This window comes from Jonesia quinghaiensis DSM 15701 (genome assembly GCF_000423205.1).
Taxonomy (GTDB): domain Bacteria; phylum Actinomycetota; class Actinomycetes; order Actinomycetales; family Cellulomonadaceae; genus Jonesia; species Jonesia quinghaiensis.
In genome coordinates this window covers 1-18,826 of sequence record NZ_AUHN01000006.1, presented here as the reverse complement: position 1 = coordinate 18,826, position 18,826 = coordinate 1, and the positions used below count along the sequence as shown (strand labels likewise).

Genomic DNA, 18,826 nt, shown 5'->3' with positions numbered 1-18,826 from the left:
GCCACTGTCCACGCAGAGCGAAGTACTCTGGACGTGTGACACACCAACCTGCCTCAGAACACTGGGTCCTGACCCTGTCTTGCCCTGACCGCCCCGGAATCGTCCACGCAGTTGCCGGGGCCATCGCGGAACACGGGGGAAACATCACCGAGTCCAAACAATTCGGGGACCCAGACACAAATCTCTTTTTCATGCGGGTTCAAGTTGAGACATCCGCAAGCCGTGAGGAACTCACCACCGCACTCGAGCCACTGGCCACACGTTTTGAGTGGACCTGGAGCCTCGACGTCGTTGGACGCAAAGTGCGCACCATCATCATGGTCTCAACCGCTGCACACGCGCTCAATGACCTCCTCTTTCAACAGCGTGCTGGGCGCTCCCCCATTGAGGTCGTCGCTGTTGTTGGTAACCACCGCAACTTAGAAGACCTCGCAGCGTTCTACGGTGTGCCATTCCACCACATTCCCGTCACGGCAGAGAGTAAACAACAGGCCGAGGACGAACTACTCAACCTCGTGCACGAAACCCGGGCCGAGCTCGTCGTCCTCGCCCGCTACATGCAGATCCTCTCCGATCGCCTGTGCCGTGAACTACAAGGGCGAGTCATCAACATTCACCACTCATTCTTACCGTCCTTCAAAGGCGCCCGGCCCTACCACCGCGCCCACGACCGCGGTGTCAAACTCATTGGTGCAACCTCGCACTACGTCACCGCAGATCTCGACGAAGGCCCCATCATCGAACAAGACATCGAACGCGTAGACCATGAGATGAGCATCAACGAATTCATCGCACTGGGCCAAGACGTCGAGCGACGCGTCCTGTCACGTGCAGTGGCATGGCACGCACAGCATCGGGTACTCGTGAACGGCCACAAAACGGTCGTTTTCCGCTAGATTCCTAACGCTCGTCTGTGGTGGGGTCCGTGGTGTCTTCCACCGTCTCCACCACAGTCGAAGGCAGTTCACGCAACGTCATAAAACGGGAAAACACCAAGGGCAGCGCAGCCGCTATTTCACCAATAACAACCACCCACAACATCGTGACCACACCAAACTGATGTGCAATCATTCCGCCAACAACTCCGGCGAACGGCATCGTTCCCCAGACAATAAAACGAAACGATGCATTCATCCGTCCCAACAGGTGTGGCGGGCACAGACGCTGGCGGAAACTCACCTGGGCGACGTTGAAGAGAGTCACCGAAATTTGCATCAAGAAACCCGCAACAATCAAGGTGATTTGTGGGTTCAACTCGTGTCGCAGGTGCCAAGCCAAAGGGATCCCCGCGAACATGATCGGGCTTGCGAGCGCAGACAACGCAATGATTCGCCCCTCACCAATCCACACGGTAGCCATGCGGGCGAAGATTGCACCAAGGATTCCTCCCACCGCTGAAGCGGACATGATGACCCCCAACGCGCCTTCTCCCAAATCCAACGTGGTCAGGACATAGAAGGTGACCATCGCCCAGCCCATAGTGGAGAAAAAGGCACTAACCGCTGTGACAAACACCAAGCGGTTCAATAGTGGGGTGGTCACAATGAATGTGAGCCCTTCACGGATTGCAGGCAACAGCGGAAGCTGTTGGCTACGGTCTGGAAGTTGTTCACGGTGGCGAATCCGCCCAAGGAAAACCACTGACACAACATAAGTCACCACGTTGACGGCGATAAGCAATGGTGCTGAAACAACCCGAAGGAGCAACCCGCCAACCGCAGGCACTGCAACTGCGGCGATGGAGTAGGTTGCTTGAAGTTTCGTGTTCCCTTCCGAGATGTGTTTGAGGCCCACTAACCCTGGAAGGTACGACAGGTGAGCGATGTCAAAGAACACGGTCGCCACTGACAGGATGACACCAGCTATATACAGCATCGCCATAGAGCCGTTGCCTGTTACTGCGAAGGCGACGACAGCGCCAAGAACTAACGCTCGCAGAACATCTGACCAGATGAGTACTGAGCGTTTAAGCATTCGGTCAACCCACACCCCGGCGGGCAACCCAAGGATGAGGAACGCGATTGTTTGCGAGGAAGAGAGATAACCCATCTCTAGCTCTGAGGCGCCGAGATACTGCACGGCGTAAATTGGTAGTGCGAGAGCTGTGAGTTGGGCTCCTACTTGGCTGAGCGCATCAGCGATCCATAGTTGGCGAAAATCGACATGCCAAACAAGGCTCTTACGGCGTGGGGGTGTGTGCACAGCACGCTACTTTACCGGTAAATCACCGGGAGCCAGTCTTCCTGATCACGTCAGTGTGCCGTGGCACTTTTACCTGTTGATTTATCAGCCTGTCACCCGATGCCGAGCGCTGACACTGCTTGTTGTTCGCTGAGGAGTTCTTCGACTGATAGGGCGATTTTTTCTCGGGAAAATTCGGTGATGTCGAGCCCTGGAACGATCTGCCATGTCCCATCGATGCTCACCGCGGGGAATGACGACACTAAGCCGTCTGGCACGTTGTATGAACCGTCTGATGGCAGAGCCACGGAGGTCCAATCCCCTGCTGGTGTTCCTTGTACCCAATCACGCATGTGCCACACTGCCGCATTGGCGGCAGATGCCGCTGAGGACGCACCACGAGCAGCAATGATGGCAGCCCCACGTTTGGCGACGGTGTCGATGAACTCTCCTTGTACCCAGTGGTCATCATTGAGCAGGTCAGTAACACTGCGGTCCCCAACGAGGGCGTGGCTGACATCGGGGTATTGCTTGGCGGAGTGGTTTCCCCAGATTGTTACTCGCGTGATGTCGGCGGTGGGTACATGTAGTTTGGCTGCTAGTTGGGCAAGCGCTCGGGTGTGGTCAAGACGAGTCATTGCAGTGAACCGGTCTCGGGGGATGTCTGGGGCGTTTGTCGCAGTGATCCATGCGTTGGTGTTTGCGGGGTTGCCCACTACCAGTACACGGACATCATGTGCGGCTCCCTCATTGAGGGCGTTGCCTTGCGGGACGAAGATTCCGGCATTGGCGGTGAGTAGGTCCGCTCGTTCCATTCCTTGGCTACGCGGTTTCGCTCCGACAAGGAATGCGGCATTCACGCCGTCAAATGCCGCGGTTGTGTCGTCATAGACGTTCACTGAGGTCAATAGCGGGAAAGCACAGTCGTCTAGTTCCATGGCAACCCCCTCAGCGGCTTGTGTCGCTGAGGGGATTTCAAGGAGCCTGATTGCTACTGGCACGTCGGGGCCAAAAACTTCTCCGTTGGCGATCCGAAAAGCCAAGGCATAACCGATCTGGCCTGCGCCTCCTGTAATGGTCACGTTCTGAGGTGTTGCCACGCTGCTACTCCTAGAATGGGTGGGACTTACGGCCTTCCACCCATCCTATGTGTCACAGCGCACTCTGCGCTCTATCGGACACGCTGGTCTATGGTCAGGCGTGGCGCCCTGACCCGCTACCTACTAGCGTGTCGACTGCTTCATCGATGTCGTTGGTGTCCTCGACCTCTAAACCATCGGTGCCAAACGGTGCATTTTCGCTGTCAAGTGTGTCGGCGAGGTTTGCGTTGTCATGGGCTAGAGGACGACGCCCGGCACGCACCCACGCACTCACAAACACCAGCGCAATAGCCACACTGAACCACAGAGCCAAGTGGAGTAGGCACTGGGTGATAGCTCCGTCTACACCTTCGCCGGCGATCATCGCGCGGATGGCGTACTGGGTCCACGTCATTGGCAGGTGTGCATGAACGTCTTGGAAGAACTGTGGTGCGGTTTCAACGGGGAACGTTCCACCCATCGCCGTAATCTGCACAATGAGCAGCACGAGGGAGACGAACCTGCCTCGGTAGCTGAGCAGTGCAACGCACGCTTGGTTCACAGCGATGAACGTCAAGGATGACAGCACTGCGATTGCTATAAGCCCCCACAGGTTTTCTGCGTTCAGTTCAACAAGGGTATTCACGAGCACCATGGCTAGTGTTGCCTGGACGACGCCAACCACAGCTGCAATGGCCATGGGACGGGTAGCGCTCATCCACCATTTCTCTGTAGTGGAGTGTCGGCGGTCAAGTGCTGGCATGACGAGGAAGAGAGCGATTCCACCAATCCATAGGGAAAGTGCCATAAACATGGGGGCGAACCCGGCACCAGCGTTGTGGACTGCGTTGAGGCGCACAGGGGAAACATCGGCGATCGCTGATGCTGTTTCTGCAATGCTCTGCTGTTCGGGTTCTGTGTATGTTGGGACCTGCTCGGCGCCGTCACTTAATGCTTCCCAGAGGTTTGTTGACCCGTCTGCGAGTTGTTCCGCGCCGTTCGTCGCATCGTTGGCTCCCTCCCCTATTTCGCCGAGACCGCCATTGAGGGTGTTTGCCCCGTCAGCGAGTACACCAGCACCTGTTGCAAGTTGTTGGGCGCCTGTGGCTGCTTTGTTGGCACCTGCGGCGAGGTGTCGAGCGCCGGTGTCGAGTTGACCCACTGAATCGGTCAGTGTGGGGAGTCCAGAGGTTAACGCTTGGGCACCTGTTGCCAGCGTGTTTGTGCCTTCGCTCAGGCTGGTTGCGCCTGCGCTGAGGGACTTCACACCTTTGCGTAGTGCACCGGACTGGTCGCTAAGTTTTTCGGCTCCTTGTTGTGCTGAGTTCAATGCTCCAAGCACCGTTTTATCTGCTGCGGTATCAGAGATTTTCCCGATGCTTGTCGACAGTTGGCTGGCCCCGGTAGCTAATCCCGCTGATCCTTCAGCGAGTTGCCCAGCTGATGTTGTGAGTTCTTGTGCGGCACCACTGAGGGCGGCGCTGTTCGTTGACAGAGTTGAGGCTGAATCAGCGAGGTTGTTGTGTTGCTGAGCGACCTCGTCGAGAGATGCGCAGAACTGGGCTGCACCGCCTGCTGCGGTGCACTGTGCAGCGAGTTCGCCCACAGCATTGTTGAGCGCTGATGCGCTTGTTGCGAGTTTTTCTTGCCCAGCAGATAGTTGCGTTACTTTCCCTGAGAACTGGCCGCTGGCGTCGGCATATTGTCCTAACTTTTTATTCAGTGACGCAGCTCCTTTGTCGATGCCTTGAGCTCCGTCGCGTAAACCGTCTGCTGAACCAGCGAGAGTAGCGATACCGTCCGCGAGTTTGTCTACGCCTTTGGTGTACTGCCCTACCCCGTCTTGCAGTGTTGTTGCACCTGAGGCAAGTGCAGTTGCACCGTCGTGTGCACTGTCCACCCCGCCTGCTAGTTGTGATGCACCATCAGCGAGTTCAGGAATGGCTGCGTGTAGTTGGCCCACGCCCCCAGAGAGTCGTGTTGCGCCCTGTGACAGGTCACCAGTTCCTGCCGCAAGATCACCAGCGCCGTTTGCGAGTTCACCGGCACCGTTTGCGAGTTCGCCAGCACCGTCGTGTGCACTGGTCAGTGCGTCATCGAGCGTTACTAGTCCCTCGTGGAGATCTGTGGCCCCTTCAGCAAGAGTGTTGGACCCGTCTGCCGCTTCACTGAAACCATCGTGGACACTTGTCATCGACACCAGCACCGTGTTGATGTACTGGTCAGCGGCTTGGGCTGATAACCGATCTTGGAGAGTCACTGCTACGGTGCGCGCCATGGTCCCGGTCAGGTAGTTGACGGAGTCATCAGTCACGATGTCGAGTTTCACCGGTTGTGTGGTTGCTGCCTGCGGCGTTCCCAAGGTCCCGGCTGTTGCGGAGAAGTTCTCTGGGATGACCATGTACGCCCTGATGTCTTCACTAGTCAGGGCTTTTTTCGCCTCGTCTTCAGTCATGGGCTTCCAGGTGAATCCAACATCTTCGCCGTCTGCTGGATCTGTCAGGGTGTTTTCCAGTTCAGCGCCCAGGTCAAATGTTTCGGTGTCGCCCGTGGACAGCGTGGTTGTGTATGCAGAGTCGAGGTTCACGACTGCCGCTTTCATGTCCGAGACGTTTTCCACTGGGTCTTGGTAGGCAAAGCTGAGGAGCCCGGCGTACATCAGTGGGATACACGCGATGATGGCCAAAATGACGAAGTTCATTGTGGTGCTGCGTGTCATGTGCGGCATACGGCGCGGCGCGTTGGGTGCGCTCATGGTGGTACTTCCATCTCTCGATGCGTGCGTGCATCGTCCAACAACACACTTCGATACAGGTATGTATCGAACTACTCAACAAAACGATACACACCTGTATCCGTCGTGGGCAACATATGAAGACACACCTGTATCCTGATGTGATGGAGCAGACAGGAAACCACAGTGCCCGGCAAGCACTAGCAACCAGCATGTCCGCGCATCTCTCTGCACGTCGTGCCACCGTGCGCCAACTGCGCCATTCCACCCCCACCGACCGACGCGCGAGCACCCAGACCGCCCTGCTTACCGCAGGGCGTGAACTCATCGCTAATAGAGGCGTTGCCGGAACATCCGTAGGTGACATCACCTCGCAAGCAGGTTTCACCCGAGGTGCGTTTTATTCAAACTTCACCGACATGGACCACTTCGTCTTTGAAGTAGCGCGCCTCGAATGGCACGGCATGCTAGAAAACGTCGAAAACGTGCTCAGCACCTGGAGCCCAACGCACTCCAACGCCATCGACGGCGCGGTAGAAATACTGCTCCAGGTACTCCCCCGCGACCGCGAGCGCTACCTTCTGTGGAACGAATTTGCGACCTACGAGATCAGGTTTCCCGAATCAGCTGGCAGCCTCGCAGAAGATTCAACGCAGTTCTATGCGGCGTTGGTCGACATACTCCACGCCATTATGGAGTCGTTCAATCTTGTCCCAGTGTGCTCGTTAACCGACTTGGTGGAACTCATCGTTGCACTGTCCGCGCGCTCAACCCGCAACGACATCATTGACGCTGGCCGGGAACCCACACAGTCGCCGAGTGCCACGGATCCATCACCACGTCATGGATCATTGATAGCCCGGTTGCTCCCTGAGCTCATCAGATCTATGACGCGGCCCGCATCTTGACACACCAAGAGGGCACCCGCCATGTGGCGGGTGCCCTCCATTCACATGATTGCGTGCGGGTGAGCTTATGCTCCGAGGCGTGCTGAAAGGTTCTCGTCAATAGCTGCGAGGAACTCTTCCGTGGTGAGGAACTCTTGCTCCTTAGAAATGAGCAAAGCGAGGTCCTTCGTCATTTTGCCAGACTCAACGGTTGTGATGACGACATCTTCGAGTGTCTTAGCGAACTCGATGACCTCAGGTGTGTTGTCCAACTTTCCGCGGTGCATTAGACCACGTGTCCACGCGAAGATTGACGCAATGGGGTTGGTGGACGTTGGCTTGCCCTGCTGGTGCTGGCGGTAGTGACGTGTCACTGTGCCGTGGGCTGCTTCTGCTTCGACAGTTTTGCCGTCTGGGGTCATCAGTACTGATGTCATGAGACCCAGGGAACCGAAGCCCTGTGCCACGGTGTCAGATTGGACGTCGCCGTCGTAGTTTTTGCATGCCCAGACGTAGCCGCCTTCCCACTTCATGGCTGAAGCAACCATGTCATCGATGAGGCGGTGCTCGTAGGTCAGGCCTGCGGCATCAAACTGATCTTTGTACTCAGCGTCGAAGACCTCTTGGAACAGGTCCTTGAACTGGCCGTCGTAGGCCTTAAGGATCGTGTTCTTTGTGGACAGATACACGGGGAAGTTGCGCTGCAACCCGTACGCGAAGGATGCCCGGGCGAAGTCCTTGATGGACTCGTTGAAGTTGTACATTCCCATCGCCACGCCGCCCTCTTCAGGCATGGTGACTACCTCAAACTGCTGAGGCGCTGAGCCGTCGGCTGGCTCAAAGGTCATGGTGATTTTTCCCGGACCAGGAACCTTGAAGTTGGTGGACTTGTACTGGTCGCCGTGTGCGTGACGGCCAATGATGATGGGCTTGTTCCACCCAGGGACGAGCCGTGGAATGTTGGAAATAATGATGGGTTCACGGAAGACCACACCACCAAGAATGTTACGGATTGTCCCGTTAGGGGAAACCCACATCTTCTTCAAGCCGAATTCCTCAACACGGGCTTCATCAGGAGTGATAGTCGCGCACTTCACACCGACGTTGTACTGCTTAATGGCGTTGGCTGCGTCCACGGTGACTTGGTCATCAGTGGCATCACGGTGCTGGATCGACAGATCGTAGTACTTAAGATCAATGTCGAGGTAAGGGTGGATGAGGCGGTCCTTGATGAACTGCCAGATGATGCGGGTCATCTCGTCACCATCGAGTTCGACGACCGGATTAACAACCTTGATCTTGCCCATGCGAGCAACTCTCCTTGGTCTGGGGTTCACATCTGCCGTCCCCACTTTAGCCGATTTCTTGATATCAAGATACTTTCTGTCCGCGGACACTCACGCACACATCCAGAGCAGTTGCTATAGCGACTGCATCGCCGACGAGGAGGTCGCCAAAAACGCCAACGAGCCAGCGATACCCCAGCACCACGCCACATCAAACAGGCGGCTACGTGCAGAGATACCAAAAGGCGCACCTGGTAACACCAAACGCGCACACCCGATGAGGCCGATCAAACCAGACATGGCATAAACACCAGTGCGCGCGCTCACCAAAGCAATGATGAGCGTGCACACCGCAACCAGCCCCAAGACCACCCACATCAGAGCAGTACGGAGACTCGAAAGTTCTTTTGAGGTGTCAACCGGTGGCGGCGTGGAAGTCATACCCCTACTTTACGCAACTCTTGCCAGGTCATGATCGCCGCTGATGCTGCCTCGTAGCCTTTATCTTCCACTGCCCCTGGGCCGCCAGCACGCGCAATAGCTTGCTCTTCCGTGTCACAAGTCAACACACCAAATCCAATGGGGGTTCGCGTGGTCACAGACACCGTCGTAATACCTTGGGTCACGCCTTGGCACACGTAGTCAAAGTGAGGCGTTCCGCCCCGAATGACCACACCAAGCACCACTAGTGCGTCATAAGTGTCTGCGAGCGTAGCAGCAGCGACGGGCAACTCAAATGTCCCGGGAACGCGGACCACGGTGTACTCCACGTGTGCATCGGTAGCGGCGCGAGTTGCTGAGTCTACGAGTTGAGTCATGAGTTGTTCGTGCCATTGGGCAGCGATGATTGCGACGCGCATGGTGTGAGTTACGGGGGTGAGGTGTGCGTCGGGGGCTCCGTGTCCAGCCATGAGAGTTGTCTCCTTAGACGTTGTTGAGTTGGTGGTCCATGCGCATTTTTTTGGTGCGCAGGTAGGTTTCGTTGTGGGGTGTTGGGGGCTGTTCGATGCTTGTTGTTGTGCTCACGGTCATGCCGTGTAGTTCGAGCCCGGTTCGTTTTGCGGGGTTGTTGGTGAGGAGGTTGATGTCGTGTGCTCCGAGAGCTGAGAGCATGGCGGCCGCGTGTTCCCAGGTGCGTTGGTCGGGTGCGAACCCCAGTGCAGTGTTGGCGTCGACGGTGTCGTATCCCTGGTCTTGGAGGTGGTAGGCACGAATTTTGTCGAATAGGCCGATGCCTCGGCCTTCGTGTCCGCGCATGTACACCACGATGCCTGGCACTGTGTTGATGTAGTGCAGCGCTCCGGCTAGTTGGTCACCGCAGTCACAGCGTGATGAGCCGAAGACGTCTCCGGTGAGGCATTCTGAGTGGACTCTTACTGCTGGGGTGGTGTGCATGGCCGGGGTCCATGTGGACAGGGTGAGGTGTTCAACGGTTTCGCCGTGGTTTGTGGTGAACCGCCAGGCGTGCACGGTGTAGTTGCCTCTGGGGGTGGGCAGGGTGATGGGTGGTGTTTGTTGGGGCACTGCGTTGGTGTTGGCGAGCAGGTTTGTTGCGGCTCTCCAGGTGACGAGGTCAGCGATGGAGATGATGGGGAGGTCGTGGGTGCGGGAGAACTCCATGAGGTCCTCACCGCGCATCATGTCTCCGGTGTCTTTGACGAGTTCTGCGATGACCCCTACGGGGTGTTTGTCGGCGAGCAGGCATAGGTCGACCGCAGCTTCGGTGTGGCCGCGGCGTGTCATGACACCATCTGGTGCCGCGATGAGTGGGAGGACGTGACCTGGTCGGTTGAGGTCTGTGCGGTTGGTGGCTGGGTCAGCGAGGACACGTAGTGTCACGGCGCGGTCTGCTGCGCTGATCCCTGTTGTGGTGCCATGGGTGGCGTCGCAGGTGATGGTGTAGGCCGTTTGTTTGGGGTCTTGGTTGTTCATCACCATGGGTGGGAGGTCAAGGTGTTCCGCCCGCTCAGCGGTCATTGGTGCGCAGAGCATTCCTGATGTGTGTCGCACCATGAAAGCGATGTCTTCGCTGGTGGCGTCTTGTGCGGCCATGATGAGGTCAGCTTCGTTTTCACGGTCTGCGTCGTCGACAACGATGACCATTCCGCCACGCTTCATGTGACTGATGGCTAGGTCAATGGGGTGCAGTTGCAAGGTCATGATGCGTTCTCCTGGTGGGCGCTCGGAGCGAAAGCGAGAAGGCGTTGGGTGTATTTCGCGAGGACATCTACTTCAATGTTCAGCACAGTTCCGGTGGATGCTCGCCCCAAGTTTGTTTGGGCCATGGTGGTAGGGATGAGGCCTACTTCGCACCAGGGTTGGCTTTCTCCTGGGTCGCTTACTGCGGTGATCGTCAGTGACACCCCGTTGAGGGCGATGGATCCCTTTTCAGCCACGAGCGGCGCGTACTGCGGGTGTAGTGATACTCGCAGGGTGGTCCATTCTTCGTGGTCGGTGCGGTGGGTCACGTGGCCGGTGGTGTCGATGTGCCCTTGGACGATGTGCCCGTCAAGGTGGGTGGCAGCTGTGACACACCGTTCGAGGTTGACCGTGTCGCCGGGGCGCACGGCACCAAGGTTTGTGCGTTGCAGTGTTTCTCCCATGAGTTCTGCAGTGAAAACACCCGGCGCGTTCACGTCATGCACAGCGGTGAGGCACACACCATTGACGGCAAGTGATCCCCCTGGCGGCAACCCTTCTAACGTGTGGGTGGCGCTCAAGGTGAGGGTTGCACTGTCGTTGTGCAGGTGCACTTCCTCAATGGTTCCGAGTTCACTGATGATGCCGCTAAACATGGGATTCTCCTGATGCATGCGCTGCTGTGGTGTTGTGCGAGGTGGACTGCACGTGAGCACTGGGGATGTAGTGGGTAAGTAGGTCTGTGCCAAGCCATTGCGGTTGGGTTGTTGGATCTGGGGTGAGCCGCAGGCCGTGAGCAAGTGTGGTGACTTGTGGCAGGTTCGCGCTGGAGGTACCTGCTCCGAGCAGGAGTGGCGCTGTGTAGACCTGAAGTACGTCGACGAGGTTCGCTTGGAGGAACGCACCGATGAGAGTCGGTCCGCCTTCGATGAGTAGATGCCGGATTCCGCGGGTTGCTAGTGTGTGTGCGACTTCAGTGGGGTTACGCGTCATCAGGTGAAGGAAGTTTCCATCGCCGCGCACCTTCGCTGTGTCCGGGGTGGGGGTGAGGCCAATGTGGACACGCAGAGGCTGCGGACCATCGGAGGTTGCCCGTGCGGTGAGGGTGGGGTCATCGTGCAGTAGTGTTCCGGTTCCAACCGCAATAGCGTCCACTGTGTGGCGCAGTGTGTGGGCGTGGGCGCGGGCAGCATCACCAGTAATCCACTGGGACGTGCCATCGGCAGCGGCGACATACCCATCGAGGCTTTGCGCTATTTTCGCTGTGATGAATGGGCGTCCACCGTGTTGTGCAACCAACCACCGGTCGTTAAGTACTTGGGAGGGCCGATGCGGCACATGCGTGACGTCAACGCCTGCCGTACGCAGGGTGTGCGCTCCACCTGACGCAGTGGGGGTTGGGTCGGGTACCGCGTACACGACGTGTCGGATGCCCACCTGAAGAATTGCTTGGGTGCAGGGGGGTGTCACGCCGTGGTGGGCGCATGGTTCGAGAGTGACATAGAGGGTGCACTGTGCCAGTTCGAGGTTCGCCGCTTGCGCGTTGCGGATCGCATCAACTTCAGCGTGGGCTGTTCCACGGCCTCGGTGATACCCCGTGGCGTTGCGCCCAGTTGAATGCTCGACGAGCACGGCACCAACGAGCGGGTTCGCACCCCGTGGCCCCAGTGCCGCGTGTTCACACGCTCGATCAAGGACGGTCTGCGTGTCCATCGTTCCCTCCCCACACCCACAAGAGGGGTGATGGGAGGTTCAGCGAACGCATCGTTAAACGACACACCCCGTGGGTGCGCGAAAGCGAGCGTTCACTGCATGGCGCCAGCAGCGCAACGGCATACGCCGATACTCAGCGGTCCACGCAGTCGCTGCAGCGTACGCTGCAGCGACGCTATTCCTCCCATCCAGACTTTAACTGTCGGCATCAGAATTTCACTGATTCAACCTGACACGGTGACCTGTGTCAGGGTCGCGGGCTATAACCGCCGGTTCGGACTTACACCGACCCCGGAATAACGTTTCTCCTTCATTATGGCATGCACACCCCTCCGCGATTGGTGGCATTCATCACCTGAGGGTCATGCTGTCCCCCAGGGCACCACGGTGGGTCATATAGTCGAACCATGGAGCGTGAATCCGTTGTCATCATTGGTGGTGGCCTAGCTGCCATCCGCACCGCAGCCGCACTACGTCATGCTGGGCATCAAGGCGTCATCACCGTCGTTTCGCAAGAATCTAGTCCGCCGTATGACAGGCCTCCGTTGTCCAAAGAACTCCTCACACGGGAGCAACCGGCATGGCTCTCAGAAGAACTAGGCATCACGGTGGAAACTGTGGCTGATCATGTTTTTCGAGGGACAACAGCTCAGACAATAGTGCCCATCACCACTCGTGATACCTCACCGGCAACCTCTCCCACGCAACACACTGACGCCACAGACCGTTGGGCAGTCACCACCAACACCGGACACGTTATTACGGCAACACATTGCGTCATCGCTACTGGGTCTACGCCCACCGTGCCGAACGGTTGGGAAAACGTCCACACAATGCGCACGCTGGACGACGCCGAACGTCTGCGTAGCGCTATTACGAATGCCAGTGCCGACCTGCAAGTCAGCAACTCTCACCACATTGCTACCAACGCACCCTCACAGGGGGCATCGATCGTCATCATTGGTGCAGGATGGATTGGACTTGAACTAGCTGGTCACCTTACTCACCACGGACACCAGGTAACGGTCCTGGAATCTGGCCCCTCCCCCCTGTGGCGGCAACTCGGTCCAACGGTGGGGCAACGAATAGGTGCACTACACCCCGACGTAACACTCCAGTGCAACACCATCGTGACCAGCGTCAACAAACAGCCAGCCACAACCCGCACATGTGTCACCTACACCCAGGCTGGCACCACCAACACGGTAACCGCCGACGTCGTCATCACCGCCGTGGGTGTTCGCCCGGCAACACACTGGCTCGCCACACCACCAGAAGGTTCCAGCCCTGTCATCACCCGTGAAGACGGATTACTGACCACAACCCCAACCGGCGCCGTCCATCAACATGGGCACACCCTCGCTGGGCTCTACGCTGTTGGCGACTGCGCCATCCGGTATGACAACACGTGGGGAGACATCATGCCAGGCCACTGGAACATTGCGCTCACTGACCCAGAGCGTATCGCCCACGATGTCTTAGGCATCGCCCAGCCTGCATCTACCACGCCGCATGTGTTCTCCACTCAAGGAGCGCACCACGTCGATGTGTTTGGGGTCCCACATCTAGCCAATGAGGTTATTTTCCGGGAGATTAGCCCAACGTCGTGGCTCGCAGCTTGGCTCTCACCGAACGGAGCTGCAACAGCGCTCATGATTGTTAACTCACCACGTGACACCTCAGCTGCCCGCCGAATATTCCGGAATGGGCCCATATCAATTGACCCGCGAGCCTTCGCCGATCCAACAATTCCACTAAAGAATGTTGCACTCACCAATGACAAAGGTGTCTCTGCCCTCGCGCACCGGGCAGAGACACCACTGTCCTAGACTACCCTATTGTCAATCCGGGGTAGCCCAAAGCGTTCACCATTTCCCCTGCTCAGTGGGCGAAATGGCGAGTCTCCGTGAAATACATGCTGATTCCTGCGGCCTCAGCGGCAGCGATCACTTCTTCATCACGCACAGAACCACCCGGCTGAACAACGGCAGTCACCCCCGCATCGAGAAGCACCTGCAAGCCATCGGCAAACGGGAAAAATGCATCAGACGCTGCGACTGCCCCGCGCGCCCGCTCCTCTCCCGCCCGCTCCACCGCAAGGCGGCATGAATCAACACGATTAACCTGCCCCATCCCGATCCCAACTGACGCCCCATCGCGGGCCAGGAGAATCGCGTTCGACTTCACCGCCCGCACAGCACGCCACGCAAACTCAAGGTCAGCGAGAACTGCGCTATCAACACCAGAGCCAGCAGCTAACGTCCACTGTTCAGCGGCGTCACCAACAGCATCAATGTCATCACGATGTTGCATAAGCACTCCACCAGAAACAGGCCGGACCTCCAGAGTTCCGGCAACAGGCGGCTGAGCCGTCAACACGCGAATGTTCTTCTTCTTCGTGAGAATCTCCACTGCACCATCTTCATAAGCCGGAGCAATGACGACCTCAGTAAAGATCGTTGAGATACGCTCGGCTGCCTCGGCACTGATCGCACGGTTCGCCGCAATGACGCCACCAAATGCCGACACTGGGTCGCACTCATGGGCACGCAAGTGTGCGGTGGCAATGTCTGCCCCGACAGCGATACCGCATGGGTTAGCGTGTTTGATAATTGCCACTGCTGGTTCATCGTGGTCAAATGCGGCACGCCAAGCAGCATCGGCATCAACGTAGTTGTTGTAACTCATTTCTTTACCGTGCAGTTGTTCAGCACCAGCGACCCCACCGCCGTCAACACTGTGGAAAAGGGCAGCTGGTTGGTGCGGGTTCTCCCCGTAACGCAAAGTCTGAGCACGTTGCCATGTCGCTCCAGCAACATCTGGGAAGCCACCCGCCTCTGCGGCCTGTTCGTCTGGTGCATACTGGGCAGCAAACCAGGAAGACACAGCGACATCATATGCAGCAGTGTGCGCAAACGCCCCCGCTGCAAGACGCTTACGTTGTCCAAACGTGAACCCTCCAGCGTCTACCGCTGAAACCACGTCATCGTAACTGTTCGGATCCACAACCACCGACACTGTGGGGTGGTTTTTTGCTGCAGCCCGAACCATTGACGGACCGCCAATGTCGATTTGTTCAACGCATTCATCAGGGGTCGCCCCCAATGCCACTGTCGCACTGAAGGGGTACAAGTTAACCACCACGAGATCAAATGGCTCAATGCCCAGTTCTGCAAGTTGGTCACGGTGGTCCTTTTTCCGCGAATCAGCAAGAATGCCCGCGTGGACTCGTGGATGGAGCGTCTTTACACGCCCTTCAAGGCACTCGGGGAAACCTGTGAGTTGCTCAACGGCGGTAACTGGGATGCCTGCACCAGCAATAGTTGAAGCGGTTGAACCAGTTGACACAATCTCAACGCCGCGTTCGTGGAGTTGCGCTGCAAACTGTGCGAGTCCTGTTTTGTCGTACACGGAAATCAGTGCCCGACGGATGGGGTGTTGAGACTCTGAGGGCAAAGGGGTCGATGGGGTGGATGTAGCAGACACAGCATCTCCGAACGTAGCTTGTCGAATTCACGGGCAGTGTCGGTGAGACGACACAATGGCGGTGGTATTTCGATCCTCGCACCCAGGCGGACGGCGCTACGTGAGGTTAGTGCGGCTACTCCCCGGTGGTCATCCACCCTCGCCAGTCGCAGCCATGTTCAGTGTACCCGGTCAGTAACCGTCACCCAAGGTCACTGATCGCCCATCCACGCGCAATCCATGACGACCGATCCGCGACATCCACTCCACCACTAAGAATCGTTCTTCGTGTTTGATCCGTTCATGGAGTTCATTTTCAGTGTCACGGGGCAACACGGGGACACTTGCCTGCGCAATGATGGGGCCGGTGTCGGTACCTTCATCAACAACGTGTAGCGTGCAACCAGTAATTTTCACGCCGTAGGCCAGTGCGTCTGCTACACCATGGGCTCCAGGGAAGGCGGGAAGGAGCGCTGGGTGGGTATTTAACACTCTGTGAGGGAACGCCGCGAGGAAAGTTGGGCCAAGGATGCGCATAAAACCAGCCGACAAAACGTAGTCCGGAGAAAAAGCCGCGACCGTTTGTGTGAGGGCATCATTCCACTCAGCGCGATCGGTGAAGTCTCGTGGGCTAACAACCGCAGTGGCGATGCCATGTTCTCGGGCAATAGCGATCGCCCCAGCTGTGGGATTGTCTGTCACCAAGGCAGTAACACGCGCCCCATACCCGGGTGCATTGTGGGCTTTCAGAAGCGCCTGAAAGTTGGTTCCTCCCCCGGACGCAAGGACAACGATGCTCGCCCTTTGGTTGTCAGTGTGCGGTGTGTGAGGCGCGGGCGGCTGGGCACGGTGGACCATAGTCACTCCTGGCAGGTCGTTGTTGAAGAGGCATCTTGAGGATATCGGACCTTCGCTGAGGGCTAGTGTCCCGTGAGGTCCACCAGGTGAGGAACAATAGTGGCATGAAGAACCCGTTCAGTGCACCGACCGGCAACGAAAACCATGAGAAAAACAGCACAAAGGGGGAGGACAACCAACCACCTCCATCGCAGAAGCCAGCACCTGAGGTTCCACAACTCACTCCTGAGCAGCACCGAACATTGAGTTCATCGATGTACCTCACCGCGACCCTCATGTTCGCGACACTCATTTCCACCATGCTGCCGCTTCCCTTGAGGATGGCTGCCGTGGGATTTGCCGTGTGGGGAGTATTTGCGGGTGTTAGAACGGTCAGACTGGCTACCCGGTGGAAGGTGTCAACATTTCAGCGCTTCGCCTTGTTGCTGGGGGTTGGTTTAACAATGTTTCTCGGGATTTCCGTCGCGTTGACAGTTACACGATGGGACATCGAAATGGACTATCAGGAGTGCCACCGACAGGCGCTCACTGTCCAAGCTGAAAATTCTTGCGAAACTGAGTACCGAGACGCTCTCACAGAGCTTTACGGTCGCTTTAGTGCCCCCTAGTTCATTCTGAACTTTGGGGCGTTCTCGGTGAGACCGGTGTAGCTTCCTCAGTCGATGTTGTACTTTCCTGCCGGGTTTTTCTCCCGCTCAGTACATTGAGGTGACGACGAATAAGTCGTGCGCCAGCTACACCTCCCACAAGGTGAGCCGGGATCAAGACAAGAGCTAAAGCACCCAGTGAAGGCCATAAAACGATACCAACATGGTGCAAAGCGCCTGGGCCAACTGCACCTGACGTGAGAACAATCCCCGCTGCTGCGAGGAAGAGCGAAACTGCCCCTGCTACCAGCGGCATACTCACGATAGTACTGAGACGTGCAGATTTCAGTCGTGAGACTGCACGCCACCCTGTCCACGCAGCAAAGAGCGCCACGATGCTTGCCAACCCCCACGTCGTCGTTGGTGTCATGACGTCACTGGGAATTGATGCCAGCATCGGGAAAGCTGGGAGTGGTCCTAGTGTGACATCGTGTTGAGAGTAGTGGACGTAGTCTCCGATAGTGAATGCCCCACCTGTTACCCACGCTCCAGCCCAGGCAATAAGTGTGGGGACGAATACTGCCTGCGCTAATCCCAGGGCAGCGCCACTAGGTGCATCGAGCGACCACTGTGTGAGCACTTGTGCCATGGGGTCGCGCCCGACGAATAGCCATACTGCAACGATCAGCGAGCTCACCACCGTTACGCCTGCCATCATGATTGCTCCGCTGCGGCATGCGTGCCTTATCCACCAGGGGATTGATCGGATCATTTCGGTGAGTCGCTGTGGCAAGATCAACGGCGTGTGAGACCGGTGTGTTCCTAACATCCATGCTCCGGCGGCAAATAGGAGCGTCATCACGGTTCCACGCAGGAAAGTGGGCACGCTAGCGCCTAGTGTCACGGCGGGGATAAGCGTGAGAACTAAGTACGTCATGGTGAAGGCCAGGCCCGTACGCCAGTGTCTATTCGCTGTGCGACGCGCTGAGGCGCGCGCTGCGAGGAGCGCCGCTAAGGTTATGCCTAGTGGAATCAAGGTGATCTCAACACCTGACAATGTGATCGCATATCCATGGGCAAGTAACCAGACTCGTAGGCCTGCAAGGCTTGCTGAACCAAGGTCAGAGTCTTGATCGATCAAGGTGGTCGATATTGTTGCGGTAGCAACTACAGGGATAATCACTAACAGAGTTGTAAAGAGGAAGGCCTGCACTCCTGCCAGGACTCCTCGACCCCAGAATAGATTCGCGTCACCACTGGTTTTAGTTTGAGTCGTGGTTGATCCTTGCCGATCAGCGTCACGAGATTGTGGCCTGCTGGAGTACCGGCGTGAAGAGGTCATGCTGTCATTCTAGGGAATCACTACGCCATTGCGTGGTTGCCTCGCGTAGCGGTGTCTCGTCTGGCAGTTACCAACGTTCTTGCCTGTGGTTCTTGGTTCCCCGGGAGTGGTCTGTGGCCGTGGCTTGGGTGTCGCGCACATGACTGTGTGCCTGTCTACCGTGGGGGTAATGGTGAGGGCCCCGAACACGTGTGGTGTTCGGGGCCCTGCATGATGTGTGGTTGCGGCTGTGTCCTACTCTCCCACACCCTGTCGGGTGCAGTACCATCGGCGCTGGCAGGCTTAGCTTCCGGGTTCGGGATGGGACCGGGCGTTTCCCTGCCGCTGTGACAGCCGCAAAATCGTCGAAACCTTAAGCACGTGTGTCTGGAAGAGTGTGGTGTGGTTTGGGGTTGTGGTTTGTGGACCGGGTAGTGGACGTGTTTATGAGCAGGGTTCTTGCGTGTTTTGTGTGTGTGTTAGTGGTTGGCGTATTAGTACCGGTCAGCTCCACGAGTCGTTAGTCCTCGCTTCCACATCCGGCCTATCAACCCACTGGTCTGGTGGGTGCCTTCA

General features: G+C 57.4%; 16 protein-coding genes, 1 rRNA gene and 2 riboswitches. Of the genes, 4 read left to right on the top strand and 13 right to left on the bottom strand.

From position 1 onward, the window contains the following. Positions 1-35: 35 nt before the first annotated feature. Positions 36-896, top strand: a complete 861-nt coding sequence (gene purU, locus G538_RS0105515; protein WP_029068539.1) for a formyltetrahydrofolate deformylase — start codon at positions 36-38, stop codon at positions 894-896. 4 nt (positions 897-900) lie between these two features. On the opposite strand, the gene G538_RS0105510 is transcribed toward purU, so the two are convergent. From G538_RS0105510 to G538_RS0105500, 3 genes are all read right to left on the bottom strand, one after another. Continuing rightward, the gene (locus G538_RS0105510) at positions 901-2,202 is read right to left on the bottom strand and encodes an MFS transporter (RefSeq protein ID WP_029068538.1); all 1,302 of its coding nucleotides are present in this window, start codon (positions 2,200-2,202) and stop codon (positions 901-903) included. Positions 2,203-2,294: 92 nt separating this feature from the next. Next, the gene (locus tag G538_RS0105505) at positions 2,295-3,281 is read right to left on the bottom strand and encodes a malate dehydrogenase (RefSeq protein WP_029068537.1); all 987 of its coding nucleotides are present in this window, start codon (positions 3,279-3,281) and stop codon (positions 2,295-2,297) included. Positions 3,282-3,375: 94 nt separating this feature from the next. Beyond that, a complete protein-coding gene (locus G538_RS0105500; protein WP_029068536.1) occupies positions 3,376-6,015 on the bottom strand; it encodes a YhgE/Pip domain-containing protein in 2,640 nt (879 codons plus the stop codon). Between the two features lie 143 nt (positions 6,016-6,158). Here G538_RS0105500 and G538_RS0105495 point away from each other — a divergent pair, with 143 nt between their 5' ends. Next, positions 6,159-6,902, top strand: a complete 744-nt coding sequence (locus tag G538_RS0105495) for a TetR/AcrR family transcriptional regulator (RefSeq protein WP_169514100.1) — start codon at positions 6,159-6,161, stop codon at positions 6,900-6,902. A gap of 65 nt (positions 6,903-6,967) precedes the next feature. Here G538_RS0105495 and G538_RS0105490 read toward each other — a convergent pair whose 3' ends face one another. The 6 genes from G538_RS0105490 to ribD all read right to left on the bottom strand — a co-directional run bounded on the left by G538_RS0105490 (position 6,968) and on the right by ribD (position 12,019). Beyond that, positions 6,968-8,188, bottom strand: a complete 1,221-nt coding sequence (locus G538_RS0105490) for an NADP-dependent isocitrate dehydrogenase (protein ID WP_029068534.1) — start codon at positions 8,186-8,188, stop codon at positions 6,968-6,970. A 114-nt stretch (positions 8,189-8,302) separates the two neighbouring features. Next, complete coding sequence (locus tag G538_RS15240; RefSeq protein ID WP_051196611.1) at positions 8,303-8,608, bottom strand: DUF3017 domain-containing protein; 306 nt, start codon at positions 8,606-8,608, stop codon at positions 8,303-8,305. Beyond that, positions 8,605-9,078 (bottom strand): 6,7-dimethyl-8-ribityllumazine synthase, encoded by a 474-nt coding sequence (gene ribH, locus G538_RS0105480; RefSeq protein WP_029068533.1) that lies wholly within the window; start codon positions 9,076-9,078, stop codon positions 8,605-8,607. The genes G538_RS15240 and ribH overlap by 4 nt, the downstream gene beginning before the upstream one ends. Before the next feature lie 13 nt (positions 9,079-9,091). Beyond that, a complete protein-coding gene (ribB, locus tag G538_RS0105475; RefSeq protein ID WP_029068532.1) occupies positions 9,092-10,327 on the bottom strand; it encodes a 3,4-dihydroxy-2-butanone-4-phosphate synthase in 1,236 nt (411 codons plus the stop codon). Further along, a complete protein-coding gene (locus tag G538_RS0105470) occupies positions 10,324-10,962 on the bottom strand; it encodes a riboflavin synthase (protein WP_029068531.1) in 639 nt (212 codons plus the stop codon). The genes ribB and G538_RS0105470 overlap by 4 nt, the downstream gene beginning before the upstream one ends. Continuing rightward, positions 10,955-12,019, bottom strand: coding sequence for a bifunctional diaminohydroxyphosphoribosylaminopyrimidine deaminase/5-amino-6-(5-phosphoribosylamino)uracil reductase RibD (gene ribD / locus G538_RS15235; protein WP_051196610.1), 1,065 nt, complete (start codon positions 12,017-12,019; stop codon positions 10,955-10,957). The genes G538_RS0105470 and ribD overlap by 8 nt, the downstream gene beginning before the upstream one ends. Before the next feature lie 172 nt (positions 12,020-12,191). Continuing rightward, positions 12,192-12,322, bottom strand: a riboswitch (FMN riboswitch). A 104-nt stretch (positions 12,323-12,426) separates the two neighbouring features. On the opposite strand from ribD, the gene G538_RS0105460 reads away from it, so the two are divergent. Next, positions 12,427-13,848, top strand: a complete 1,422-nt coding sequence (locus G538_RS0105460; RefSeq protein ID WP_029068530.1) for an NAD(P)/FAD-dependent oxidoreductase — start codon at positions 12,427-12,429, stop codon at positions 13,846-13,848. A gap of 52 nt (positions 13,849-13,900) precedes the next feature. Here the strand turns inward: G538_RS0105460 and purH are convergent, their stop codons facing one another. After that, on the bottom strand, positions 13,901-15,505 hold the full coding sequence (purH, locus tag G538_RS0105455; RefSeq protein WP_084618120.1) for a bifunctional phosphoribosylaminoimidazolecarboxamide formyltransferase/IMP cyclohydrolase: 1,605 nt from the start codon (positions 15,503-15,505) through the stop codon (positions 13,901-13,903). 73 nt (positions 15,506-15,578) lie between these two features. Then, positions 15,579-15,665: riboswitch (ZMP/ZTP riboswitch) on the bottom strand. Between the two features lie 11 nt (positions 15,666-15,676). Continuing rightward, complete coding sequence (gene purN / locus G538_RS0105450; protein WP_029068528.1) at positions 15,677-16,342, bottom strand: phosphoribosylglycinamide formyltransferase; 666 nt, start codon at positions 16,340-16,342, stop codon at positions 15,677-15,679. A 104-nt stretch (positions 16,343-16,446) separates the two neighbouring features. Between purN and G538_RS0105445 the strand changes: the two genes are divergently transcribed. Further along, positions 16,447-16,950: a hypothetical protein gene (locus G538_RS0105445; RefSeq protein ID WP_029068527.1), complete on the top strand. Its 504-nt coding sequence runs from the start codon at positions 16,447-16,449 to the stop codon at positions 16,948-16,950. A 1-nt stretch (position 16,951) separates the two neighbouring features. Here the strand turns inward: G538_RS0105445 and G538_RS0105440 are convergent, their stop codons facing one another. Further along, positions 16,952-18,271 (bottom strand): cell division protein PerM, encoded by a 1,320-nt coding sequence (locus tag G538_RS0105440; RefSeq protein WP_157544309.1) that lies wholly within the window; start codon positions 18,269-18,271, stop codon positions 16,952-16,954. Between the two features lie 221 nt (positions 18,272-18,492). Continuing rightward, positions 18,493-18,609, bottom strand: a 5S ribosomal RNA gene (rrf, locus tag G538_RS0105435). Positions 18,610-18,826: the final 217 nt, after the last annotated feature.

Coding starts and splice junctions, on each gene's coding strand:
- purN (WP_029068528.1), bottom strand. CDS start 16,342: ATGGTCCACCGTGCCCAGCCGCCCGCGCCTCACACACCGCACACTGAC.
- G538_RS0105490 (WP_029068534.1), bottom strand. CDS start 8,188: ATGGGCAAGATCAAGGTTGTTAATCCGGTCGTCGAACTCGATGGTGAC.
- G538_RS0105470 (WP_029068531.1), bottom strand. CDS start 10,962: ATGTTTAGCGGCATCATCAGTGAACTCGGAACCATTGAGGAAGTGCAC.
- G538_RS0105445 (WP_029068527.1), top strand. CDS start 16,447: ATGAAGAACCCGTTCAGTGCACCGACCGGCAACGAAAACCATGAGAAA.
- ribB (WP_029068532.1), bottom strand. CDS start 10,327: ATGACCTTGCAACTGCACCCCATTGACCTAGCCATCAGTCACATGAAG.
- G538_RS0105495 (WP_169514100.1), top strand. CDS start 6,159: ATGGAGCAGACAGGAAACCACAGTGCCCGGCAAGCACTAGCAACCAGC.
- G538_RS15240 (WP_051196611.1), bottom strand. CDS start 8,608: ATGACTTCCACGCCGCCACCGGTTGACACCTCAAAAGAACTTTCGAGT.
- G538_RS0105500 (WP_029068536.1), bottom strand. CDS start 6,015: ATGAGCGCACCCAACGCGCCGCGCCGTATGCCGCACATGACACGCAGC.
- G538_RS0105440 (WP_157544309.1), bottom strand. CDS start 18,271: ATGACCTCTTCACGCCGGTACTCCAGCAGGCCACAATCTCGTGACGCT.
- G538_RS0105460 (WP_029068530.1), top strand. CDS start 12,427: ATGGAGCGTGAATCCGTTGTCATCATTGGTGGTGGCCTAGCTGCCATC.
- ribH (WP_029068533.1), bottom strand. CDS start 9,078: ATGGCTGGACACGGAGCCCCCGACGCACACCTCACCCCCGTAACTCAC.
- ribD (WP_051196610.1), bottom strand. CDS start 12,019: ATGGACACGCAGACCGTCCTTGATCGAGCGTGTGAACACGCGGCACTG.